Genomic DNA, 22,029 nt, shown 5'->3' on the forward strand with positions numbered 1-22,029 from the left:
CCGGGTCTTCCCGGCATTTTTACCCATTTATCTTAGTATTTTCAGGCTATTTCAAATATCATCTTTTCAAATCAATTTGTATCGGAATAGCTCATGACTGAAGCACAAAGACATCAAATATTGCTGGATATGCTGGCGCAATTGGGCTTTGTTACCGTTGAGAACGTGATTGAACGTTTGGGAATCTCACCCGCCACAGCGCGCCGGGATATCAATAAACTCGACGAAAGCGGCAAGCTCAAGAAAGTCCGTAACGGTGCAGAAGCCATTACCCAGCAGCGCCCGCGCTGGACCCCAATGAATCTGCATCAGGCGCAAAACCACGACGAAAAAGTGCGGATTGCCAAAGCCGCTTCCCAGTTAGTGAACGCGGGTGAAAGTGTCGTGATCAACTGTGGATCAACGGCGTTCCTGCTTGGCCGCGAAATGTGTGGCAAACCGGTGCAAATCATCACCAACTACCTGCCGCTGGCGAATTTTCTGATCGACCAGGAGCATGAAAGCGTGATCATCATGGGGGGACAGTACAACAAAAGTCAGTCCATCACGCTGAGCCCACAAGGCAGCGAAAATAGCCTTTATGCCGGACACTGGATGTTTACCAGCGGTAAAGGACTGACCGCTGACGGACTGTATAAAACCGATATGCTCACCGCGATGGCTGAACAAAAGATGCTTAACGTGGTCGGCAAACTGGTGGTGCTGGTTGATAGCAGCAAGGTCGGTGAGCGCGCGGGCATGCTGTTCAGCCGTGCCGATCAAATCGACATGCTGATTACCGGCAAAAATGCGAACCCTGAGATCCTGCAACAGCTGGAAGCACAGGGCGTGACTATTCTGCGCGTTTAGAGGTGTTGGCGGAAAAACGCGACTGTCGCCGCCAGCGCTTCTGGCGTGATGCGATGCCGTACGCCTGCTTCCCACAGGCAGGTCAGCGAGTTGTCCAGACCAGCCTGGATTAGCGCCTGTTGTAAGCGGAAGGTTTCCACTGCCGGCACCACGTCGTCATCCTGGCCATGCCACAACAGCAGCGGTCTGTCGGCAAGGCGCTCCAGTTGATGCGTTACCTCCCAGTCAGCCAGTGGCGCGACAATCGCATCAAATTCCGCCTGCTGCTCCGTCGTCTGTACCAATACTGGCGGAAAAAGCGTATGGGCAAGTCGGGTAAAATAGCCCGATCCCATCAGGCAGGCTGCACATTTCACCTCGGGATGGCGCGCCATAATGCCCAGCGTTGTCATGCCCCCCATAGATGCCCCTGCCACGGCAAGACGTTCATCCAACAGCCAATTTTCAGCCACCAGCGCCGCACGTAACGCCTTAAATTCCTGCATGTTTTGCTGCAATATCTGCCAGAAGCGGTGCATTCTTTCCTGCGCATTACCGTGGAAGCGCGTGCCATGATCGGGCGCATCGGGCATGATGACCCGAAACCCGGCCTGTGCCAGTGCAACGGCAAAATAGCTGTAGACCAGACTGGAAGAGGTAAACCCGTGATAGACGATAACGCAGGGGAGTGAAAGGTCGTGTTTATTCGTGGGAAATGCGTGCAGGACAGGGATCCCCGCCAACTGTCGTGTTTCAATTTCTATCATATGTCGCCTCTTTTTTTCTGGTATGCCATGGCGAAATACTTAACGCAAGTGAATGTGTGCGGCAATGATTCATAATGTTGAGAACTGGGTTACGCTTTCGCAACATTTTCATTCGAAAATCGCGTGAGAGATAACAATTCGGGAACATTCCCCCTAAAGGGAAATTAATAAGGCACTACACTATGGCTATCAGGAAACGAGATAGAGTTATGCGTCGGTTTGCCTCTTTGATGCTGGTGATGTTGTTAAGCGCCTGTAGCGTGCTGCAGGGCACGCCACAACCGGCACCGCCCGTCGCCGATCACCCACAAGAAATCCGCCGTGACCAGAGTAATGGGTTACAGCGATTGGGGGTTGTGAGCGCGTTGGTAAGAGGTTCTCCAGATGATGCGCTGGCAGAGATCCGCGCCAAAGCCGCTGCGGCTAAAGCTGATTATTACGTTGTCTTATTAGTCGATGAGACCATCGTAACAGGCCAATGGTATTCACAAGCCATTTTGTATCGTAAATAACATTGGGTTGAAATTTAGTCAGTTTTACATTGCTTTGCGCCCCTATGCGTTTTCCTGTGCACAATAAACCAACAGCAGGGAGCTGGAGGTTTATTCTCGCGATGGAATGCCCTGCCACGTGTAGGGGTACGAATAATGGAGCTGACGATGAAACAATCACTAGCCTTATCCTCACTGCTGCTTTCTGCTGGAATGGTGGATACCACGGCACAGTCTGCCGAGTTCGCCAGCGCTGACTGCGTAACGGGTCTCAACGAAATTGGCCAGATATCTGTCAGTAACATTGCGGGAAATCCGCAGGATGTGGAGCGTGTTGTGGCGTTAAAAGCGGATGAGCAAGGTGCCTCATGGTACCGGATTATTCAGATGTACGAAGAACAGCAGCCCGATAACTGGCGCGTACAGGCCATACTTTATGCATAACAGATTGCCGGATGGCGTAAACTTATCCTGGCTACAACGAACGTAGGCAGGATAAGACGCGCCAGCGTCGCCATCAGGCATATTATTACCGTAATCCCCCCGTTGCCCGCAGTAGCAAATCATTCTGTACCTGTTCAGACAACTTCATCCCGCCGCGCGTATCCAGCATCATCTGACACCAGGCCTGCGCCACGGGCGGAGACGCATAACGCAACATCTGCGTCCCGCAGCCGAGCAGGAACAGCTGCTGGGTAATTTCCCGTCCCAGCGCTTCACTGGGTTTGTGTAAATGCGGCTGTAGCTTACGCACCATTCGATCGTAATGCCTGTCTTGCCCTTTGACCTCAGCAAAGGCCTCGCTGAGCATGTCGACCATACCAGGTTTTTTCGCCAACACCCGCAGCACATCAAGGCACATGATGTTGCCAGACCCTTCCCAGATGCTGTTGACCGGCATTTCACGGTATAAACGCGGCAGCTCACTCTCTTCGCAATAGCCTGCACCGCCGAGCACCTCCATGGCCTCTGCAACAAATGGCATACCGCCTTTGCAGATGGAAAACTTGGCTGCCGGGGTGAACAACCGGGCCCACAACGCTTCTTTCGCATCCGTTCGACGATCCCAGGCCCGCGCCAGGCGAAACAGTAGCGCGGTTTGACCTTCCAGTTGAAGCGCCATGCGGCTTAATACCTGTCTCATCATCGGTTGCTCAATCAACGGCTTGCTAAATACCTGGCGTTGATGCGCATGATAAATGGCGACAGAAAAAGCGCGTCGCATCATACTGTGGCTCCCCAGCGCACAGTCAAAACGCGTCATGCCGCCCATTTTCAGAATATGGCGAATACCTTCACCTTCTTCTCCCAGCAGCCAGCCCATCGCGTCCTGAAATTCAACCTCACAGCTGGCATTAGAGCGATTGCCTAGCTTATCTTTCAGGCGCTCAAGACGGATGGAGTTACGCTGGCCATCAGGTAAAAATCGCGGCACAAAAAAGCAGGATAAGCCGCCCCTGGCCTGCGCCAGCACCAGATGGGCGTCACTTTGCGGTACCGAGAAGAACCATTTATGCCCCACCAGCCGATACGCGCCATCCGCCAGCCGTTCTGCCTGAGTGGTATTGCTCAGCACATCCGAGCCACCCTGCTTTTCCGTCATCCCCATACCAATCAGCAGGCCGCGTTTTTGCCCGCCGGGCAGAAGATGAGAATCGTAGCGATCGCTACGCAGCGGCGTCAGCCAGTCATGAAATTGCGAAGGTAGCATCTGGAGTAACAACGGCGTAGCGGCAAAGGTCATGGTCACCGGGCATAAGGTTCCCGCTTCCACTTGTGCATGCAGCATAAAACGTGCAGCTCGGGCAACAAACGTTCCCTGCCGCGCATCCTCCTCCCAGGCAAGATTATGCACGCGGTTGGCGCACAATCCCTGCATCAGTAAATGCCAGGCGGGATGAAAGCGCACATCATCCAACCGCTGCCCCTGCGGATCGTATCGCAGCAATTCAGGCGGATACGCGTTAGCCAACCTACCCAGTTCAAGCGATTCTGCGGTGCCTAATTGCTGACCAATACTGGCAAGGAGATCGCTGTCCCAGGCAGCGCCTTCGCGGTTGACTGCTTCACACAGTGCTCCATCCGACAGGTATAAGTTGCTGTTATTGAGTGGTACAGGTTGGTTAAAAACGGTATGCGTTTGCCAGTGCATTGTGTCTCCCTCCATCAATGGCCATCGCCTTAAGTATGGTCAGAACCACACTCTCTGCGAAGGAGGGAGATCACAAAAGTACGTTTAGCCAGCAATGTAATGAGGAATAAAACGAGAAGTATCTTTCGTAATCAACGTATTGTCTTCACGGATCCCCATGCCGCAGGCTTCATCGTCGACGATCCAACTACCAATCAGCGTGTAGCTATCGCCAAAACGCGGCAGCGGCTGAAACGCCTGATAGATCATCGGTTCTTCTGCGTAGTCGCCATCAGCATGTTCAACAATCTGCTGCTGACCATTAAAAATGGTGACGTTGCCCCCCTCACGGGAAAATATCGGTTTGCGTACATAGCTTTCGCCGGGTGCAATTTTTGACGTTTCACCTTCGAACCAGGCTGGCAGGAGGTTTGGATGGTTGGGGAAGTATCGCCACAGCAGAGGCATCAACCCTTTGTTACTGAGCACGCTCTTCCACAGTGGTTCGACCCACTGTTCCCGGCGATGACGTAGCAACGGACCGTTATCGTCACGCATCATCCACTCCAGAGGATAGAGCTTAAAGGCGCGACGAATGACGTTGTCATCAAGATCCGTCAGCACACCGCCGACGCCAAGCCCCAGATCCTCAACATAAATAAACCGCGACGCTTGACCTGCCTGCTGCGCACAATCCTGCAAATACAGCACGGTGGTGCGATCTTCGTCGGAATCTTCGCAGCAGCAGAAGTAAAACGGCTCCGGACTGTAAAGCTCACTAAAACGGGCGATCAGACGTTCCTGGATAGCGTTGTACTGGTCGGTGTCACGCGGGATCGCCCCACTGCGGCGAGCATCTTCCAGCCATAGCCACTGGAAATACGCCGACTCGTACAACGACGTTGGTGTATCAGCGTTGTATTCCAGCAGCTTGACCGGCGCATTGTTGCCACACCAGACAAAATCCATTCGCCCATACAGCGAAGGATCGCGATTGCGCCAGCTCTCAGCAATAACATCCCAGTACAGTGGGGGAATGGCCAATTGCTGAAGAATCTGCTCGTCCTTAACTGCTCGCTCAACGACGTCCAGACACATTTGATGCAACTCAGCAGTAGGCTTTTCGATCTGCTCTTCAATTTGCCGTAGCGTAAAGCGATAAGCCCGGCTTTCATCCCAGTAGATTTCGTTGTCGATAATGTGAAAATCAAAACCATGATCGTAGGCGATCTGGTCCAGATCCTGGCGAACAGGAATATCATGTCGTAACATCGTTATCCTCCCCAGTGCCCGCGCGCGCTGGACGAACGCCCGTAACCCCCGCGAGAAACCGTCGAGACTTTCTTCGTCGTGTAGGCATGCGTCGTGGCGGTATCGTTTTTTCCGCTACCGGAACGCCAGGCATAGTCGCCTGAGGTCGTACGCCAGACGGGGCGGGAAACGTATGATGAGCCGCCACTGCTGTAAACATACTGCTCGTCACGATCTTTGCGAATCACCCGACTGAGCAAAAACCCGGTAAACACCGGCACCCAGCTCTGATCGGTGCTATCGAGGTAGCAATCGCCAAACTGGGTCTGACAACTCGCCTTACTTAATTGCGTTGGCACTTTGCCATAGAACTCTGTCTTGGCATTGTTCCAGCCGTCCGCACACACGGTAGCGGTATTACCGTCATCAATACATTCGCTCACCATGGAGTAAAACCGGCCGTCGCCGTCGTTGTCCGAGCCTGTATCATCCCCGCATCCCTTGAGGATAAAAAATGCTGCGCCGCCCATAATCGCCAGCGTCAGATACTTTCCACTGTAGCGACTGCGTTTTTTCTCAAAGGGATTCACCGGGCGATTCATTCGGGCGATCGCCGAATGACCTGTTCCCAATTTCTTTTGTCCGGATTTACGTTTTCTAGCCATGATCGTCCATTACCATGTCATACAGGCGGCATTAAAAATCCCGCCAGCCAGCGCAGCGGTTCCCATAAACAGTCCCGCAGCGGTATTGTGGTTAATAATTTTTTCACTCAATGCTGGCATATATAAGCGTACACCACCGTAGATAATAAGCTGTATCACCAACGCAATACCGCCCCAGGCAAAATAATCAGGAATACTGACCGCATTGATTGCTGCGCTGGATAAAGGAATAACATAGCCCAGCAGCGTGCCGCTAAATGCCAGAGAGGCTGCCGTATTATTATTTTTAATCAACTGCCATTCATTGTGCGGTGTTATCTTTGAATAGATAATAAGAAAAATTATCACCATGGCCGCACCAATAAAAAAATAGGCACAAAAGGCCAGTAATGATTCCAGGATATGCATTGTTTTCGTCCCTGACGTTAACCAATAATATTAAGAGATGTTAATGGGATATCGACACCCAGCGCCCGTGAGAATATCCACTCTGGCTCGCCTTGCTCATTAAACGACTCTTCGCCGTTCAACAGCAGATATTCCCAGGTATCTGCTGTTACCTGTCGTTGGTAGCCCATGGTAAAGTTATGCACTTCCCACTTTGCATGCTGCTGATTCTCGACTTTTTCCAGCATGTAGACTGGCTCAATATTCCCCGGTTCTTCGTCATTAAAAAAACGCTGCCAGTGCTGACCCTGCCAGAAAAGCGCTGGCATGCCGATCTCTGCCGGGCTAATGGCGGACTGCCAGTGTTTTTTCTGAGTTAAGCCATAGCTTTCTTCATACACAAACAGTTTGATATCGTCGATATCATCCATATCTGACCCGCCGGTAGTATTGATTTGCAGAAATTCCTCGCCCGAGGTGTAGTAGCGGAAAATCTGGCTTCCACCGCCCAAATTAATATGGCTGATTGCCGCAACGGTATACTCCTCGCCGGGCAAAACCACCAACAAATCCTCTTCTAACAGGCGAAACGCCAGTGTGTCGAGCGTAAACCCTGCGCTCAAATGTAGGCCCAATGGGCCACGAACAGGCGTAGCGGCCTCTGCAGTGCCAAATATACGCTGTAAAAAAGTCGACATCGTTATCCCTTACTAACCTGCCAGCTAGCAATCTTTGCGGGCAGGCTTTGCCGTATAATTACTCGCCTTGCTGGCGTTGTAGTCGCGCCAGCACATCCTGGGCAGAACTTTTGTTGGCAGCGCCAATGCCGACTTCAGCCAGTTTCTCGTCCAGATCACGTCCGTCAGCCACTTTCTCCAGCTGTGTTGCCGCATCCAGCCGGGCCTGTCGCTCTGCCTGACGTGTTTGCAGACGTTTAAGTGACTCTGCTGCCGTCGATACGCTGGAAGAAGCCCCGACTGTAGATGTTGTCACGGCCTGTTGAGCGCGCTGCATCGCTTCCGTTGCCTTAACCACCTCAAGCTGCTGTTCAAACTGAGCAATCCGCTGACCCGTTGCGGTAACGGCCTTTTCAACGCCATCACGTGAGATTTCTAAGTTAGTAAGCACTTGCTGTTCAGCCGCAATCACGTTCTCCAGACGCGCGATCTCTTCGGCGACTTCGTTAATTAACGACGGATTGACGTTTTTACTTAGCGCTTCCAGCGCCCGCGCTTCAAGAGTGGACTGACGTTCGCGCAGATCTTTCAGTTTGTCATTGCTCAGTTTCACGCGTGCCAACAGGTCAACTCGCGATTTCCCGGCTTTTTCCAGTTCATTTCTTGCGTCACGAATGTGTTGCTCCAGCATTCTGACGCCCTGTGCTTCTTCGATTGACTCTTCTGCCTGAGAAAGCACAGATTTGCCGAGGGTAAACAGGCTTTTCAAGATTCCCATCAACAGCGTTCCTTGTTATTCGTGAGTATATTCTTCAGTGATTTCCGCCAGATCTAGCGCGTTATCCACGAGCGTTGTCATTTCAAGCACCACGTCCTCTAATGTGGAGTTCAGCGACAGCGCACCAAATGCGACGTAGTATTCATCCTGCCGCACACGAGAAATGCCTACAGACGACAGTGGAAGCAGCTTTTGATTGCGTAATAAGAAAAGATTAAATGCGTCCTGATGCTGAATATTATTCACTGGGCAAATAACAGTTTCGATAATCATCTGGCGGGAGGTAAATAGAATACTGAGAAGTAAGTCTCCATAATCATTCATTTTAATAATCAATGACTGCTCATTACTTATAATATCTATATTTAAACCATGAAAATTAGTGAGCGCTTTAGTCAGCACCTGCGGGGTCCATGCCATATATAAATCCTGTATGTTATACTTAAATAAATATAAAAATATTTTCCTTCTCTTATTAGAATATCAGTTTTAGATAAAAAAAAACCATCCGAAATTGGATGGCTTTTTCTGAAAATTAACGTTTATCCACGCTGGCGGACGGCCTCAAACAGGCAAATCCCCGTCGCAACAGAAACGTTAAGCGATGAAACGCTCCCCGCCATCGGAATACTGATCAGCTCATCACAATGTTCGCGGGTCAGACGACGCATACCTTCGCCTTCTGCGCCCATCACCAATGCCAGACGACCGGTCATTTTGCTCTGGAACAGAGTATGGTCCGCTTCACCGGCGGTTCCGACGATCCAGATATTCTCTTCCTGCAGCATACGCATGGTACGTGCCAGATTGGTCACGCGGATCAGCGGTACGTTTTCAGCAGCACCGCAGGCTACTTTTTTCGCCGTGGCATTCAGCAGCGCAGAACGATCTTTCGGTACGATAACCGCGTGCACACCGGCAGCGTCTGCGCTACGCAAGCAAGCACCAAGGTTGTGCGGATCGGTGACACCATCGAGGATCAAAAAAAACGGTTGATCAAGTGAGGCAATCAGATCCGGCAGATCGTTCTCCTGATACTGACGACCCGGTTTCACGCGGGCAATGATTCCCTGATGAACTGCACCCTCACTTTTCTCATCCAGGAACTGGCGATTCGCCAACTGGATGACAACACCCTGGGCTTCCAGGGCATGGATCAGCGGCAGCAGGCGTTTGTCTTCACGCCCTTTGAGAATAAAGACCTCCTGAAAGCGCTCAGGCGCACGCTCAAGCAGGGCCTGCACCGCATGGATGCCGTAAATCATTTCACTCATGAATGTACTCGTTAAGATAGTTTAAGTGTAACGCCGGGCAACGCGTGGCCGCCCGGCTTACGGTTTATGGCTGTTATTGCGCGACGTTCTTTTTCGCCGCGCGTTTGGCTTTGGTGGCGGCCGCGATTTTAAGCGTTTTTGTCGAGGGCTTTTTCGCTTTTTTATCGCCTTTTTTCTCAGCCGTTTTTTTATCCGCCTGAGGTTTAGCTTTGCCTTTTTTCTCGCCGCGGAATGCGCTATCCGGCTCGAAATTCACCTTTTTTCCCGCCTGACGACGTCGGCCGGTGCTTTTACCCGTATCGCCTTTCTTCGCCTTTTCACGCGCAGTTTTACCCTCGTTGCGCGGGGCACGTTCGCTGGAGATCAGGCTAAAGTCGATTTTACGCTCGTCCATGTTGACGGCTTCCACACGCACTTCGACGCGATCGCCCAGGCGATACATCTGACCGCTTGATTCACCGGTCAGGCGTTGCCCAACCTGATCGAAGCGATAGTAGTCGTTATCCAGCGAGGAGACATGCACCAGGCCGTCAATAAACAGTTCATCCAGGCGGACAAAGAAGCCAAAACCGGTCACACTGGCAATGACGCCCTTAAAGACATTACCGACCTGATCCAGCATGAAGTCACACTTCAGCCAGTCAGATACATCGCGCGTAGCTTCATCAGCACGACGTTCTGCCATAGAACAGTGCTGACCCAGTTGCAGCATCTCTTCCATCGAATAGTGGTAGCCACCGGTTTCCGTGGTATTGCCTTTGTGGCCCTGCTCCTGCGCCAGCAGATACTTGATCGCACGGTGCAAAGAGAGGTCCGGGTAACGACGGATCGGCGAGGTAAAGTGGGCATAAGACTGCAGCGCCAGACCAAAGTGACCGCGATTTTCGGGATCGTAAATCGCCTGCTTCATCGAGCGCAGCAGCATAGTTTGCAGCATTTCTGCGTCAGGTCGATCGGCAATCGACTCCAACAACTCGGCGTAATCGCGCGGCTCGGGTTTGTTACCGCCCGGCAGCTCCAGTCCCAACTCCGCCAGCACGGAACGGAAGGAGGTAATCGCTTCAGTCGTCGGCTTGTCATGGATACGGAACAGTGCCGGCTCTTTGGCTTTCTCAACAAAACGTGCCGCTGAGATGTTCGCCAGGATCATGCACTCTTCGATCAGCTTGTGTGCGTCGTTACGCTGAGTCTGCTCAATGCGTTCAATACGGCGTTCGGCATTGAAGATAAACTTCGCTTCTTCGCTCTCAAACGAGATACCACCGCGCTCTTCACGGGCTTTATCCAACACTTTGTAGAGATTGTGCAGCTCTTCAATGTGTTTCACCAACGGTGCGTATTGCTCACGCAGTTCCTCATCACCCTGCAGCATGTGCCAGACCTTGGTGTAGGTCAAACGCGCGTGGGAGCTCATCACCGCTTCATAGAATTTGTAGCCCGTCAGACGCCCTTTCGTGGAGATGGTCATCTCACAAACCATGCACAGCCTGTCTACCTGCGGGTTCAGCGAGCATAACCCGTTGGAAAGGACTTCCGGTAGCATCGGTACAACCTGCGACGGGAAGTAGACGGAAGTCCCGCGGCTGCGCGCTTCCTGGTCCAGCGGGGTAGGCGGACGCACGTAATAACTGACGTCAGCGATAGCAACCCACAAACGCCAGCCACCGCCGCGTTTCTTCTCACAGTAGACTGCGTCATCAAAGTCACGCGCATCCTCACCATCAATTGTCACCAACGGCAAATCACGCAGGTCAACACGACCGATTTTGGCCTCTTCCGGTACTTCTTCTTTCAGCCCGGCGACCTGTTTAACGACTGCATCAGGCCAGATATAAGGGATTTCGTGCGTACGCAGGGCCATATCAACGGCCATGCTGGTACCCATGTTGTCACCCAGCACTTCAACAATTTTACCCACTGCTTTAGTGCGACGAGTTGGGCGCTGGGTCAGTTCAACCACCACCACAAAGCCCATGCGGGCGCCCATCACCTCTTCTGGTGGGATCAGGATATCAAAGCTGAGACGGCTGTCGTCCGGAACGACAAAACCTACGCCCGCATCGGTAAAGTAACGACCGACAATCTGACTGGTTTTCGGCACCAGTACACGCACAATACGCGCTTCGCGGCGGCCTTTACGATCCGCGCCCAGCGGTTGCGCCAGTACCTGATCGCCATGGATGCAGGTTTTCATCTGCTCACTGGAGAGATACAGATCGTCTTTACGTCCTTCGACGCGCAGAAAGCCGTAGCCATCACGGTGGCCAATAACGGTACCTTTCAGCAGGTCAAGACGCTCCGGCAGTGCGTAACACTGCCGGCGGGTGAAGACCAGTTGCCCATCACGCTCCATCGCGCGCAGGCGGCGACGAAGCGCTTCGAGCTGCTCTTCGCCTTCAATGTTGAGTTCAACGGCCAGCTCATCGCGGTTGGCCGGTTTTTCACGTTTAGTTAAATGTTCGAGGATAAATTCCCGGCTCGGGATGGGATTCGCGTATTTTTCTGCTTCGCGTTCCTGGAAAGGATCATGTGACATCGAGGTTCCTCCATTGTCAGCTCTGATGAAGATTTTCGTCACTCCACCAGCAATAATTTATATAGCGGTTGATTCTTTTCAACCAAATCAGCAAGTGTGTAGTTGTCCAGTTCCGTGAGAAAACTTTGCACTGCCTTAGAAAGCGCCTGTTTGAGTCGACAGGCAGGGGTAATGTGGCAAAACTCGCTGCTGCAGTTGACCAACGTCAACGGCTCCAGCTCGCGGACCACATCACCAATACCAATATCCTTTGCCGCTTTGCCCAAGCGGATACCGCCATTTTTTCCACGGATAGCAGTAACGAAGCCAGCCCGGCTAAGTTGGTTAATTATTTTGACCATATGATTACGGGACACGCCGTAGACTTCTGTCACCTCAGAAATACTGGTCATACGTCCTTCGGGTAGCGACGCCATGTAGATTAGCGCACGTAATCCGTAATCGGTGAAACTCGTTAACTGCACATCAACCTCTGGAAAAAGGATAAAACGGATAAGCCTGGTAGTATTAATTATATTGATGATAAACCAGCCACCAGCCAGGTCGCTAATTTATTTCAATTCGGGAAGGAAAAAAGCGAGGAACCTACATGATTTTAAGCCAGATACTGATACAAAGCCTTGCATCCGGCTTGCTTTAAAGCAAGCGCAGCGCCATCTGACGCTACGCTACAACCTACATTATGCGTCGAACGGGTCGCGCAGAATCATGGTTTCAGTACGGTCTGGGCCAGTTGAAATGATATCAATCGGCACACCGGTCAGCTCTTCAATACGCTTGACGTAGTTCAGCGCTGCCTGCGGCAGACCGCTACGCTCTTTCACACCGAAGGTGGACTCAGACCAGCCAGGCATGGTTTCGTAGATCGGCTCGATGCCTTTCCAGTCGTCAGCTGCCAGCGGGGTAGTCGTGACTTCACGGCCATCCGGCATACGGTAAGCGACACAGATTTTCACTTCTTTCAAACCGTCCAGGACGTCCAGTTTGGTCAGGCAGAAGCCAGACAGGGAGTTAATCTGTACTGCACGACGCACAGCAACGGAGTCCAGCCAGCCGGTACGACGACGACGACCGGTGGTTGCGCCATATTCGTTACCCTGCTTGCACAGGAACTCGCCGACATCATCAAACAGTTCGGTCGGGAACGGACCCGCACCTACACGAGTAGAGTAGGCTTTGATGATACCCAGAACGTAGTCCACATAACGCGGGCCCAGGCCGGAGCCGGTCGCCACGCCACCTGCGGTGGTGTTGGAGGATGTTACGTACGGATAGGTACCGTGGTCGATATCCAGCAGCGTACCTTGCGCACCTTCAAACATGACGAAATCGCCACGCTTACGCGCCTGGTCCAGCAGATCGGAGACATCAACAACCATAGAGGTCAGGATGTCGGCAATCGCCATCACATCATCCAGCACTTTCTGGTAGTCAACGGCTTCAACTTTATAGAAATTCACCAGCTGGAAGTTGTGATATTCCATCACTTCTTTCAGTTTTTCAGCGAAGGTTGCTTTATCAAACAGATCGCCAACGCGCAGACCGCGACGTGCTACCTTGTCTTCATAAGCTGGCCCGATGCCACGACCGGTGGTGCCGATCGCTTTCGCGCCACGTGCTTTCTCACGCGCATTATCTAACGCAACATGATAATCAAGGATCAACGGACACGCTTCAGACAGCAGCAGGCGCTCACGGACAGGAATCCCGCGGTCTTCCAGTCCTTTCATCTCTTTCATCAGCGCGGACGGAGACAGCACAACACCGTTACCGATGATGCTGATGACGTTTTCGCGAAGAATACCTGATGGAATAAGATGGAGGACGGTTTTTTCACCGTTGATTACGAGAGTATGGCCTGCGTTGTGACCACCCTGGTAGCGCACAACATATTTAGCCCGTTCAGTCAGGAGATCGACGATCTTCCCTTTACCTTCGTCACCCCATTGGGTGCCCAGTACGACGACGTTGTTACCCATTTTTCAAAATCACCGTTTGCTTAAAAATGGATTCTACCACCGCTTTTTCAGATATACAGCACTTTTTGCATGCGGAAATCCGTAAATTAGTCTACTTATTGGTCAGCCAATCGTTTTCTTCAACATGTAGTAGACCACCACGCCTGCAACCACAAGACCTCCACCAAAACGCCGCAAAATATTTTCAGGAAGTTGCGCCATTGCCCCGATCATTTTCTTCCAGGCACTGGGATAAAGCATCGGACCCAGCCCTTCCAGCACCAAAACCAGCGCGAGTGCCAACAAAATTGTTGAGTTCATCCGTTGTCCTTATCTAAAAAGAAAACCACCGCATCCTTGGGGATGCTGGTGGTTTTGCTGGTTTAAAACCGCGGGGGCGAGTTTAGCGTGTTGCGTTGCTCGGCGTCTTCATGTAGCGGAAGAAATCGCTGTCCGGGCTCATGATCATCACGTCCTGATTACCTTCGAAGCTCTTCTCATAAGCACGCAGGCTACGGATGAAGGCGTAGAAGTCAGGATCCTGACTGAATGCATCAGCAAACAGTTTAGCGGCTTCTGCATCGCCTTCACCGCGCATAATACGGCCCTGACGCTCAGATTCTGCCAACGTTTTGGTGACTTCATAGTCCGCTGTTGCACGCAGTTTTTCCGCTTCTTCCTGACCCTGTGAACGATGGCGACGCGCTACGGCTTCACGCTCAGCACGCATACGGTTGTAGATCGCCTCAGACACTTCAGCAGGCAGGTTGATTTGCTTAATACGCACGTCAACCACTTCAATCCCCAACGCCGCCATACTGTTCGGGTTGATGACCGGTACTTTACCGTTGGTTTCAACCTGAACACGCTCAGCCGCTTCGGCAATCGCGCTATCCGCTGCCGGCGTTGCGACTTCGTCTTCCGTCCCTGCAGAACCCGAATTCAACGCGTCACGGACTTCCAGCGTTAAGCGACCACGAGAGTCGGTAACGATGTCTTTTACGTCCAGACGACCAATTTCAGAACGCAGACGGTCAGAGAACTTACGTTTCAGCAGAACTTCTGCCTGAGAAACATCGCCACCGCCCGTTGCCAGGTAGTAACGGCTGAAGTCACTGATACGCCACTTGATGTAGGAATCAACGATCAGGTCTTTCTTCTCTTTGGTGACAAAGCGATCGGCCTGGTTGTCCATGGTCTGAATACGCGCATCAAGCATCTTCACGGATTCAATAAATGGAATCTTGAAGTGCAGACCCGGTGCAACAACCAATGGTTTGTTGTCATCGTCACGTAAAACTTTGCCAAAGCGCAGAGTAATACCACGCTCGCCTTCTTTGACCACAAAGAGAGACATGAACAGCACTACCAGAACGATGATGATAATCGCAATAACTGACTTACGCATCGTTATTCCCCCTGACGCTGGTAGTCGTTACGCTGCGCGTTAACGCGGCGTTGGTCCATAATATCGCCCTGACTGGTGGACGAGGTGTTACTTGCTCCCGTGCTGGAAGAGGATGCTGGCGGCAGAGTCAGCAGGTTTGAGCTACTCTGACTCTTGGCTGCCGGAGCGTTGCCGCCTTTTAGCATTTGATCCAACGGCAGAACCATCAGATTGCCACCCTTGTCGTTAACCAACACCTTACGGGTATGGCTCAGCACTTTTTCCATGGTCTCGATATACAGACGCTCGCGAGTAATTTGCGGTGCGGCTTTATATTCCGGCAGGATTTTGGCAAAACGCGCCACTTCACCCTGAGCTTCTAGGATGGTTCGTGTTTTGTATGCACGCGCTTCTTCAAGAATACGCTGCGCCTGACCATTAGCACGCGGCTGTACTTCGTTGGTGTACGCTTCTGCTTCACGAATGTACTGCTGCTCGTTTTCACGCGCCGCAATGGCATCGTCAAATGCCGCTTTCACCTCTTCCGGCGGACGAGCAGCCTGGAAGTTGACGTCCAGCAGGGTGATACCCATGTTGTATGGACGAATGGTCTCTTCCAGTTCACGCTGGGTATCGCTACGAATAACGGTACGCCCTTCGGTCAGGATACGGTCCATGGTGTATTTACCGATAACCCCACGCAGTGCACTGTCGGTTGCCTGACGCAGGCTGTCATCAGGACTGGTCACGCTAAACAGATATTTCTGCGGATCGGTCACGCGGTACTGCACGTTCATCTCAACGCGCACGACGTTTTCGTCAGAAGTCAGCATCACACCGGAGGCTGCCAGTTCACGCACGGCTTCAACGTTTACCGGCGTAACGGTATCCACAAATGTCGGTTTCCAGTTCAGACCCGGCTCAACCAAATGGCTGAATTTACCGAAGCGTGTCACTACGCCGCGTTCCGCTTCTTTAATGGTGTAGAAACCGCTGGCTGCCCAGATAATGACAATAGCGGCTGCAGCAATAGTAAAGACTCGACCGCCCAGTTGCGGACGCGGGCCTTGCGATGAACTACCGCCACCACCAGAGCCTGTACCTTTACCGCCACCCAGACCACCGAGTTTTTTACTCAGCTTGCGGAAGATATCATCAAGATCGGGAGGCCCCTGCTCGCGACCACCTTTGTTTCCATTTCCCTCAGGGTTGCCGCCAGGTTTGCTGCTTCCCCAGGGGTCGCGGTCTTGTCCGTTATTACCGGGCTGATTCCACGCCATGTTTGTGCTCCATATTTGTTATGCGATGCTATACCTGCGTCTTTTGCGTTGCAGATGCGTTGGCTACGCCCTTCACCCCCAGTCACATAGTTGACTATGCGTTTGGGGATGCCGGGACTTGCCGCCTTCCTACCGTACAAAATCCACGAGGTATAGAGGCGAAAAAATCTTCAGGCCATATCCGACAGGTCAGACAACATAGTCTTCCAGTGCCGGTTCTTGTTTACAGAGGCGACGCCAGTCAACGATCGGCATACGTACTTGCAGACCTACGCTGCCGTCCTCCTCCATCCACTCTCTTTCTATTGCCTGAAGTTGGTAAAACCGGCTTCTCAGACGCCCTTCCTGCGGCGGCAAACGCAACGTATGCTGCGCAACCTCACCAGAAAGACGCTCTGTTAAAGCCTGAAAAAGCTGTGGTATGCCAATACCGGTTTGCGCTGAAACCCAAACGCGGATTGGTTTATTTTCTTCATCTCTGTCGATACGCGGTTCAAAATCGTCCAGCATATCGATTTTATTCATTACCAGCAGAGTCGGGATCTCATGCGCATCGATCTCTTCGAGTACCGTATCGACGGCCTCAATGTTTTCCTGCACACGAAAATCTGCCGCATCAATAACGTGCAGCAGCAATGTCGCCTGACGAGTTTCCTGCAAAGTGGCTTTAAATGCCGCTACCAGGTCATGCGGTAAATGACGGATAAACCCTACGGTATCCGCCAGCACGGTTTCGCCGACGTCCGCCACGTCGATACGACGTAGCGTCGGATCCAGGGTCGCAAACAGTTGATCTGCTGCATAAACCCGGGCTTCGGTTATCTGGTTGAACAGGGTGGATTTTCCGGCGTTGGTATATCCCACCAGTGATACGGTTGGGACATCCGCTTTCTTGCGCGACTGCCGCCCCTGCTCACGTTGCTTTTCAACTTTTTGCAGGCGCGACTGGATCTGCAAAATACGATTACGCAGCAAACGACGGTCGGTTTCGAGCTGGGTTTCACCCGGACCGCGCAAACCAATCCCGCCTTTTTGTCTTTCAAGGTGGGTCCAGCCACGGACCAGACGCGTAGCCATATGGCGCAACTGCGCCAGCTCAACCTGCAACTTACCTTCATGGGTACGCGCACGTTGGGCAAAAATATCTAAAATGAGACCGGTCCTGTCGATAACAAGACACTGGCATAACTGTTCCAGGTTACGTTCCTGGGCAGGGCTCAAAGCATGATCAAAAATCACCACCGCAGCGCCAGTCGCTTTTACGGCTTCCGCAATTTCGATTGCCTTACCTTCACCAACAAAAAACTTCGGGTGCGGTGCTTTACGGCTCCCGGTAATCACCTGCATTGCTTCGACACCGGCGGAAGAAACCAGAGATTCAAACTCCTGGAGGTCTTCCATATCTTTGTCTTGCGAAAAATAGATGTGTACCAGTACCGCCTGCTCACCGGCATCATAACGGTCAAACAAGCGTCAACCCCTTAATATATATCAACGGGGAACGCAGGATCTCTGGCTCCCCGTGTGTAAAACAGCCCAAAACCTTATTCGGTTTCTTCGCTGTCCTGTTGCGCAGAAGAACCCTGCGCGCTGCTACCATGATGGTAGTTACTGCTACCTGTGCCGCCGGTGGCATTATTGCTGTGATGAGATACCGGGCGAGACGGGACAACAGTAGAAATCGCGTGCTTGTAAACCATCTGGCTGACCGTGTTTTTCAACAGGATCACGAACTGATCAAAAGACTCGATTTGACCTTGCAGTTTAATACCATTCACCAAATAAATAGAAACTGGAACACGTTCCCGACGCAATGCGTTCAGGAACGGATCTTGTAAAGATTGCCCCTTAGCCATTCTCTCTTTTCCTTATATGCTTATTTGTACTTTGAACCTTTCGATTCTGAAAAATTGCGCACGATACGTTTCAATTGTACACATTCAATTCGCGATAGCACCAACAACCTGTAATACTTCGTTTCGCGCCTGGTCAGGCTTTTCACTGTCAAGCCAGTGCACCCCTTCCCAACCACGTAACCAGGTTACCTGCCGCTTCGCCAATTGCCTCGTGGCGCAAACACCTCTATAAACCATTTCATCGTATGAAATTTCGCCTTCAATGTACGACCACATCTGGCGATACCCAACACAACGAATGGAAGGCAAATCCGTATGCAAATCTCCTCGGGCAAAAAGCGCCCGGACTTCTGCTTCAAAACCTGAAGCTAACATCTGATGAAAACGCTGCTCAATTCGCTGATGGAGCAGTTCACGGCTCGCCGGGGCGATTGCAAACTGATGCACCTGATACGGCAAAGCATCTCCTGACGTTTGCGTCAGCTCCGTTAAAGTTTTACCCGAAATGAAAAAAACTTCCAGTGCCCGGGAAAGTCTTTGCGGATCATTTGGATGAATCCGCGCCGCAGCAACCGGATCGATCTCCTGAAGCTGTCGGTGTAACGCATCCCATCCACGCTCTGCCGCCTGCTGCTCAATGCTGGCTCTGACCTCCGGGTCCGCCGACGGTAACGGCGACAACCCTTCCAGCAAGGCTTTGAAATATAACATTGTGCCACCCACTAACAGCGGAATTCGTCCCGCCGCGGTGATATCGGCCATCTCCGCTAGCGCATCGCGACGAAAATCCGCCGCAGAATACGCCTGCGCTGGATCGCGAATATCCAGCAATCGATGCGGCGCAGCCTTTAACTCTTCAGCATCCGGCTTAGCTGTACCGATATCCATCCCCTTGTAGATAAGGGCGGAATCAACGCTTATCAACTCTACTGGCAAAACTTTACGCAATTCAATTGCTAATGCCGTTTTACCGGAGGCCGTCGGCCCCATCAAAAATAGTGCCTTTGGCAGGCTCGCCTTACTGATATCACTCATGTTTCAGGGCGTTCATTACCGAATGTAAGTCAACAGGTTGTAACAGACCACCCGGCGGCGCCTTCACTAATTGTGGGCATAGCCGCTCAACATCCGTTAACAGCGTAATGGCCTGAGCCATGCTCCACTGCGGATGTTCACTCATGACGTTTCGCGCAATCCACTGTGCAATATCGCCAGGTTCGGATACGGACTGCAGCGCCAGGTAGCCTATCAGTTCAGGAATCAAGATTTGTAAATTTTGTTGGCGTAAGGGTAAAGGCACCGCTCGGATGGTCACATGCTGCGCATCCAGTTGAAATTCAATGCCCAACTCAGCCAGCTGACTCTGTGCTTTTTCCAGTGCCGTCTTCTCATCATCGGTCACTTTCAAACGCAAGGGGATCAGTAACGGCTGGGCGCAAACGGGTCCTTGCGCTGGCGTTAACTGCGCCTGACGCAGCCAGCGCTCGGCCACCGGCAACGCCAGCAGGCGAATATGACCGTCACATTCCAGTAATGCACAGTCAGCCCCCACGATCGTCAATACACGACCAAAACTTTGGCTATTTCCGGTAAGCGGTGCCGCGGGTGTTTCAGGCATCGTGGTTTTATGCGTTAGCGCAGGTGTCTGCAGCAGTTGCTGATAAACTTCCCCCTGCTGCTTTTGATACCCAGGCTGAGCATGTGGCCAACTGGCTCTCGCCTGACGGCCACCACCACCGCCTGCCGATACGGAATAACGCGGCGTAGCCGGTTCACGCGCGGGGGCAGGTTCGGCAAAGTGGTTTCGTCCAGCCGCAATCCGGTTCTCCGGGATATGCCTTGGCGCAGGCGTGTCGTCATCGGCCAACGGCAGCGACGTTTCAAGCTGCTGTTGCAATACGCTCAACACCCCCTGATAGATAAAGTCATGCACCAGTCGGGACTGATGGAAACGGACTTCATGCTTGGCAGGATGCACGTTTACGTCCACCTGATGCGGGTCGATTTCCAGGTACAGGACAAACGCAGGCTGTTGATCGGCCCCAAGTTTGTCTTCACAGGCCTGACGGATAGCATGGTTGATCAGCCGATCGCGCATCATACGGCCATTCACATAGCAGTACTGTATTTCGGCCAGTGCCGTCGTGGTGTGATTCGGGTCAGCGACCCAGCCACGCAGCGTTAAATCTCCATGCTGCCACTCAATCGCCAGCGCATGCTCCAGAAACGGCGTGCCGCAAATCGCGCCCAGACGACGCTCTTTCTGCCCATCGGCGGCGACTGCGCGGTACTGACGCACCATTTTACCGTTATGCGACAAATTTATGGTCACATCAAAACGCGCCAGCGCAATGCGGCGGATAATCTCGTCGATATGGTTAAATTCGGTTTTCTCGGTGCGCATGAACTTACGCCGTGCTGGCGTGTTGTAGAACAGATCCAACACTTCCAGCGTGGTGCCCACCGGATGTGCGGCAGGTTTAATCGTCACATCCATATCGCGCCCTTCGGCATAGGCCTGCCAGGCTTCGGATTGTTCTTGCGTACGTGACGTCAGGGTTAAACGAGAGACCGAGCTGATGCTGGCCAGCGCTTCCCCGCGAAATCCGAGGCTAACAATAGCTTCGAGATCGTCAAGGGAGGCAATTTTACTGGTCGCATGACGCGCCAGCGCGAGCGCCAGCTCGTCTTTTTTAATGCCGCAGCCGTTGTCACGAATACGGATCAGTTTGGCGCCACCACGTTCGATATCAATATCAATGCGCGTTGCACCCGCATCGATACTGTTTTCTACCAGTTCTTTAACCACTGACGCAGGCCGTTCTACCACTTCACCTGCGGCAATTTGGTTCGCCAGCTGTGGCGGTAGAACCTGAATCGGCATGGCTAATCCTTAATTGGTTAACGTGTCGTCCGGCGAAATGGCACTGGCAGTTTGCGCCGGTGCGCCCTGTGGCCCGGTTTGCATCGGATGCGACTGGAAGTAATTACGCAATCCTTTGTAAATCGCCTCAGCCAGCTGCTGCTGATAATCATCGCTCGCCAACAAACGTTCTTCGCTGTTGTTACTGATAAAGCCGGTTTCAACCAGCACTGACGGGATATCCGGCGAACGCAATACACCAAGACTGGCGTGCTCCGGACGACGCTTATGCATCGAACCAATGCGCTCCAGCTGGCCGATCATACTGGTTGCCACATCATACCCTACACGCTGTGAATGACCGAACTGCAGGTCCAGCACCGCCTGACTCAAATACGGGTCGGACTGACTGTTGGCCAGCACATCACCCGCGCCACCCAACAGCTCCGATTGCTTCTCGTGCTGTTCCAGCCAGCCAGCCATTTCAGTGTTGGCCCGACGGTTTGACAGCACCCACACGGAAGCGCCCGTGGCATCCCGGTTGGGTGCCGCATCAGCATGAATGGAGACCAGGAAGTTGGCATTTTGTTTACGTGCCACGTCAGAACGGCCCATCACCGAGATGAAGTAATCGCCGTCGCGAGTGAGTACGCCCTTAAACATCGGATCGTCATTGAGCAGACTGCGCAGTTTACGCGCGACGGCGATGGTGACATTTTTCTCACGCGTGCCGCCAGGGCCAATCGCGCCAGGATCCTGTCCACCGTGCCCGGCATCAATCGCAATGACCACTTTATCGCCATTATTGTTGCTCACCGCCCGAGCGGCAGGCCGCGTGGCCGTATTACTGTTGATGACGGCTGTCGTGCGATTATTTAATGAGATGGTCACTCCCTCCTT

At 52.5% G+C, this 22,029-nt stretch carries 23 protein-coding genes; 3 read left to right on the top strand and 20 right to left on the bottom strand.

Annotation, left to right across the window (positions count from 1 at the left end):
* The first annotated feature begins 93 nt into the window (after positions 1-93).
* Positions 94-849, top strand: coding sequence for an HTH-type transcriptional regulator UlaR (gene ulaR, locus FDW98_RS14940; protein ID WP_096758569.1), 756 nt, complete (start codon positions 94-96; stop codon positions 847-849).
* Here the strand turns inward: ulaR and yjfP are convergent.
* On the bottom strand, positions 846-1,595 hold the full coding sequence (gene yjfP / locus FDW98_RS14945) for an esterase (protein WP_096758570.1): 750 nt from the start codon (positions 1,593-1,595) through the stop codon (positions 846-848). The genes ulaR and yjfP overlap by 4 nt on opposite strands.
* Positions 1,596-1,777: 182 nt before the next feature.
* On the opposite strand from yjfP, the gene bsmA reads away from it, so the two are divergent.
* Both bsmA and yjfN read left to right on the top strand, forming a co-directional pair.
* Complete coding sequence (bsmA, locus tag FDW98_RS14950; RefSeq protein WP_096758571.1) at positions 1,778-2,107, top strand: biofilm peroxide resistance protein BsmA; 330 nt, start codon at positions 1,778-1,780, stop codon at positions 2,105-2,107.
* Positions 2,108-2,254: 147 nt separating this feature from the next.
* On the top strand, positions 2,255-2,530 hold the full coding sequence (gene yjfN / locus FDW98_RS14955) for a DUF1471 family protease activator YjfN (RefSeq protein WP_135912687.1): 276 nt from the start codon (positions 2,255-2,257) through the stop codon (positions 2,528-2,530).
* Between the two features lie 85 nt (positions 2,531-2,615).
* On the opposite strand, the gene FDW98_RS14960 is transcribed toward yjfN, so the two are convergent.
* From FDW98_RS14960 to amiB, 19 genes are all read right to left on the bottom strand, one after another.
* Entirely contained in the window at positions 2,616-4,238 is a 1,623-nt protein-coding gene (locus tag FDW98_RS14960) for an isovaleryl-CoA dehydrogenase (protein WP_096758573.1), read from the bottom strand.
* Positions 4,239-4,322: 84 nt separating this feature from the next.
* Positions 4,323-5,489: a glutathionylspermidine synthase family protein gene (locus FDW98_RS14965; protein WP_096758574.1), complete on the bottom strand. Its 1,167-nt coding sequence runs from the start codon at positions 5,487-5,489 to the stop codon at positions 4,323-4,325.
* A gap of 2 nt (positions 5,490-5,491) precedes the next feature.
* On the bottom strand, positions 5,492-6,133 hold the full coding sequence (locus FDW98_RS14970; protein WP_096758575.1) for a DUF1190 domain-containing protein: 642 nt from the start codon (positions 6,131-6,133) through the stop codon (positions 5,492-5,494).
* Between the two features lie 9 nt (positions 6,134-6,142).
* Positions 6,143-6,541 (bottom strand): DUF350 domain-containing protein, encoded by a 399-nt coding sequence (locus FDW98_RS14975; protein ID WP_096758576.1) that lies wholly within the window; start codon positions 6,539-6,541, stop codon positions 6,143-6,145.
* Between the two features lie 17 nt (positions 6,542-6,558).
* The gene (locus tag FDW98_RS14980; RefSeq protein WP_096758577.1) at positions 6,559-7,218 is read right to left on the bottom strand and encodes a YjfK family protein; all 660 of its coding nucleotides are present in this window, start codon (positions 7,216-7,218) and stop codon (positions 6,559-6,561) included.
* 58 nt (positions 7,219-7,276) lie between these two features.
* The gene (locus FDW98_RS14985) at positions 7,277-7,975 is read right to left on the bottom strand and encodes a PspA/IM30 family protein (protein WP_096758578.1); all 699 of its coding nucleotides are present in this window, start codon (positions 7,973-7,975) and stop codon (positions 7,277-7,279) included.
* A 15-nt stretch (positions 7,976-7,990) separates the two neighbouring features.
* Positions 7,991-8,395 (bottom strand): YjfI family protein, encoded by a 405-nt coding sequence (locus FDW98_RS14990; RefSeq protein ID WP_096758579.1) that lies wholly within the window; start codon positions 8,393-8,395, stop codon positions 7,991-7,993.
* 122 nt (positions 8,396-8,517) lie between these two features.
* On the bottom strand, positions 8,518-9,249 hold the full coding sequence (gene rlmB / locus FDW98_RS14995) for a 23S rRNA (guanosine(2251)-2'-O)-methyltransferase RlmB (RefSeq protein WP_096758580.1): 732 nt from the start codon (positions 9,247-9,249) through the stop codon (positions 8,518-8,520).
* 73 nt (positions 9,250-9,322) lie between these two features.
* A complete protein-coding gene (gene rnr, locus FDW98_RS15000) occupies positions 9,323-11,785 on the bottom strand; it encodes a ribonuclease R (protein WP_096758581.1) in 2,463 nt (820 codons plus the stop codon).
* A 38-nt stretch (positions 11,786-11,823) separates the two neighbouring features.
* Positions 11,824-12,249, bottom strand: a complete 426-nt coding sequence (gene nsrR, locus FDW98_RS15005; protein WP_096758582.1) for a nitric oxide-sensing transcriptional repressor NsrR — start codon at positions 12,247-12,249, stop codon at positions 11,824-11,826.
* 216 nt (positions 12,250-12,465) lie between these two features.
* Positions 12,466-13,764: an adenylosuccinate synthase gene (purA, locus tag FDW98_RS15010; RefSeq protein ID WP_096758583.1), complete on the bottom strand. Its 1,299-nt coding sequence runs from the start codon at positions 13,762-13,764 to the stop codon at positions 12,466-12,468.
* Positions 13,765-13,866: 102 nt separating this feature from the next.
* Entirely contained in the window at positions 13,867-14,064 is a 198-nt protein-coding gene (locus tag FDW98_RS15015) for a DUF2065 family protein (RefSeq protein WP_096758584.1), read from the bottom strand.
* 82 nt (positions 14,065-14,146) lie between these two features.
* Entirely contained in the window at positions 14,147-15,151 is a 1,005-nt protein-coding gene (hflC, locus tag FDW98_RS15020) for a protease modulator HflC (protein ID WP_096758585.1), read from the bottom strand.
* Between the two features lie 2 nt (positions 15,152-15,153).
* Positions 15,154-16,410, bottom strand: coding sequence for an FtsH protease activity modulator HflK (gene hflK / locus FDW98_RS15025; RefSeq protein ID WP_096758586.1), 1,257 nt, complete (start codon positions 16,408-16,410; stop codon positions 15,154-15,156).
* Between the two features lie 189 nt (positions 16,411-16,599).
* Positions 16,600-17,880, bottom strand: coding sequence for a ribosome rescue GTPase HflX (gene hflX / locus FDW98_RS15030; protein ID WP_096758587.1), 1,281 nt, complete (start codon positions 17,878-17,880; stop codon positions 16,600-16,602).
* A 74-nt stretch (positions 17,881-17,954) separates the two neighbouring features.
* A complete protein-coding gene (gene hfq / locus FDW98_RS15035; protein WP_096758588.1) occupies positions 17,955-18,266 on the bottom strand; it encodes an RNA chaperone Hfq in 312 nt (103 codons plus the stop codon).
* A gap of 84 nt (positions 18,267-18,350) precedes the next feature.
* The gene (gene miaA, locus FDW98_RS15040; protein ID WP_096758589.1) at positions 18,351-19,301 is read right to left on the bottom strand and encodes a tRNA (adenosine(37)-N6)-dimethylallyltransferase MiaA; all 951 of its coding nucleotides are present in this window, start codon (positions 19,299-19,301) and stop codon (positions 18,351-18,353) included.
* Positions 19,294-21,150 carry a DNA mismatch repair endonuclease MutL gene (gene mutL / locus FDW98_RS15045; protein WP_096758590.1) on the bottom strand — a complete coding sequence of 619 codons (1,857 nt, stop codon included), beginning with the start codon at positions 21,148-21,150 and terminating at the stop codon, positions 19,294-19,296. Before mutL ends, miaA begins: the two co-directional genes overlap by 8 nt.
* A 9-nt stretch (positions 21,151-21,159) precedes the next feature.
* The coding region (gene amiB / locus FDW98_RS15050) for an N-acetylmuramoyl-L-alanine amidase AmiB (protein WP_137398876.1) at positions 21,160-22,029 on the bottom strand (870 nt) is incomplete at its 5' end.

This window comes from Citrobacter sp. wls711, assembly GCF_005281055.1.
Taxonomy (GTDB): Bacteria; Pseudomonadota; Gammaproteobacteria; order Enterobacterales; family Enterobacteriaceae; genus Citrobacter; species Citrobacter gillenii.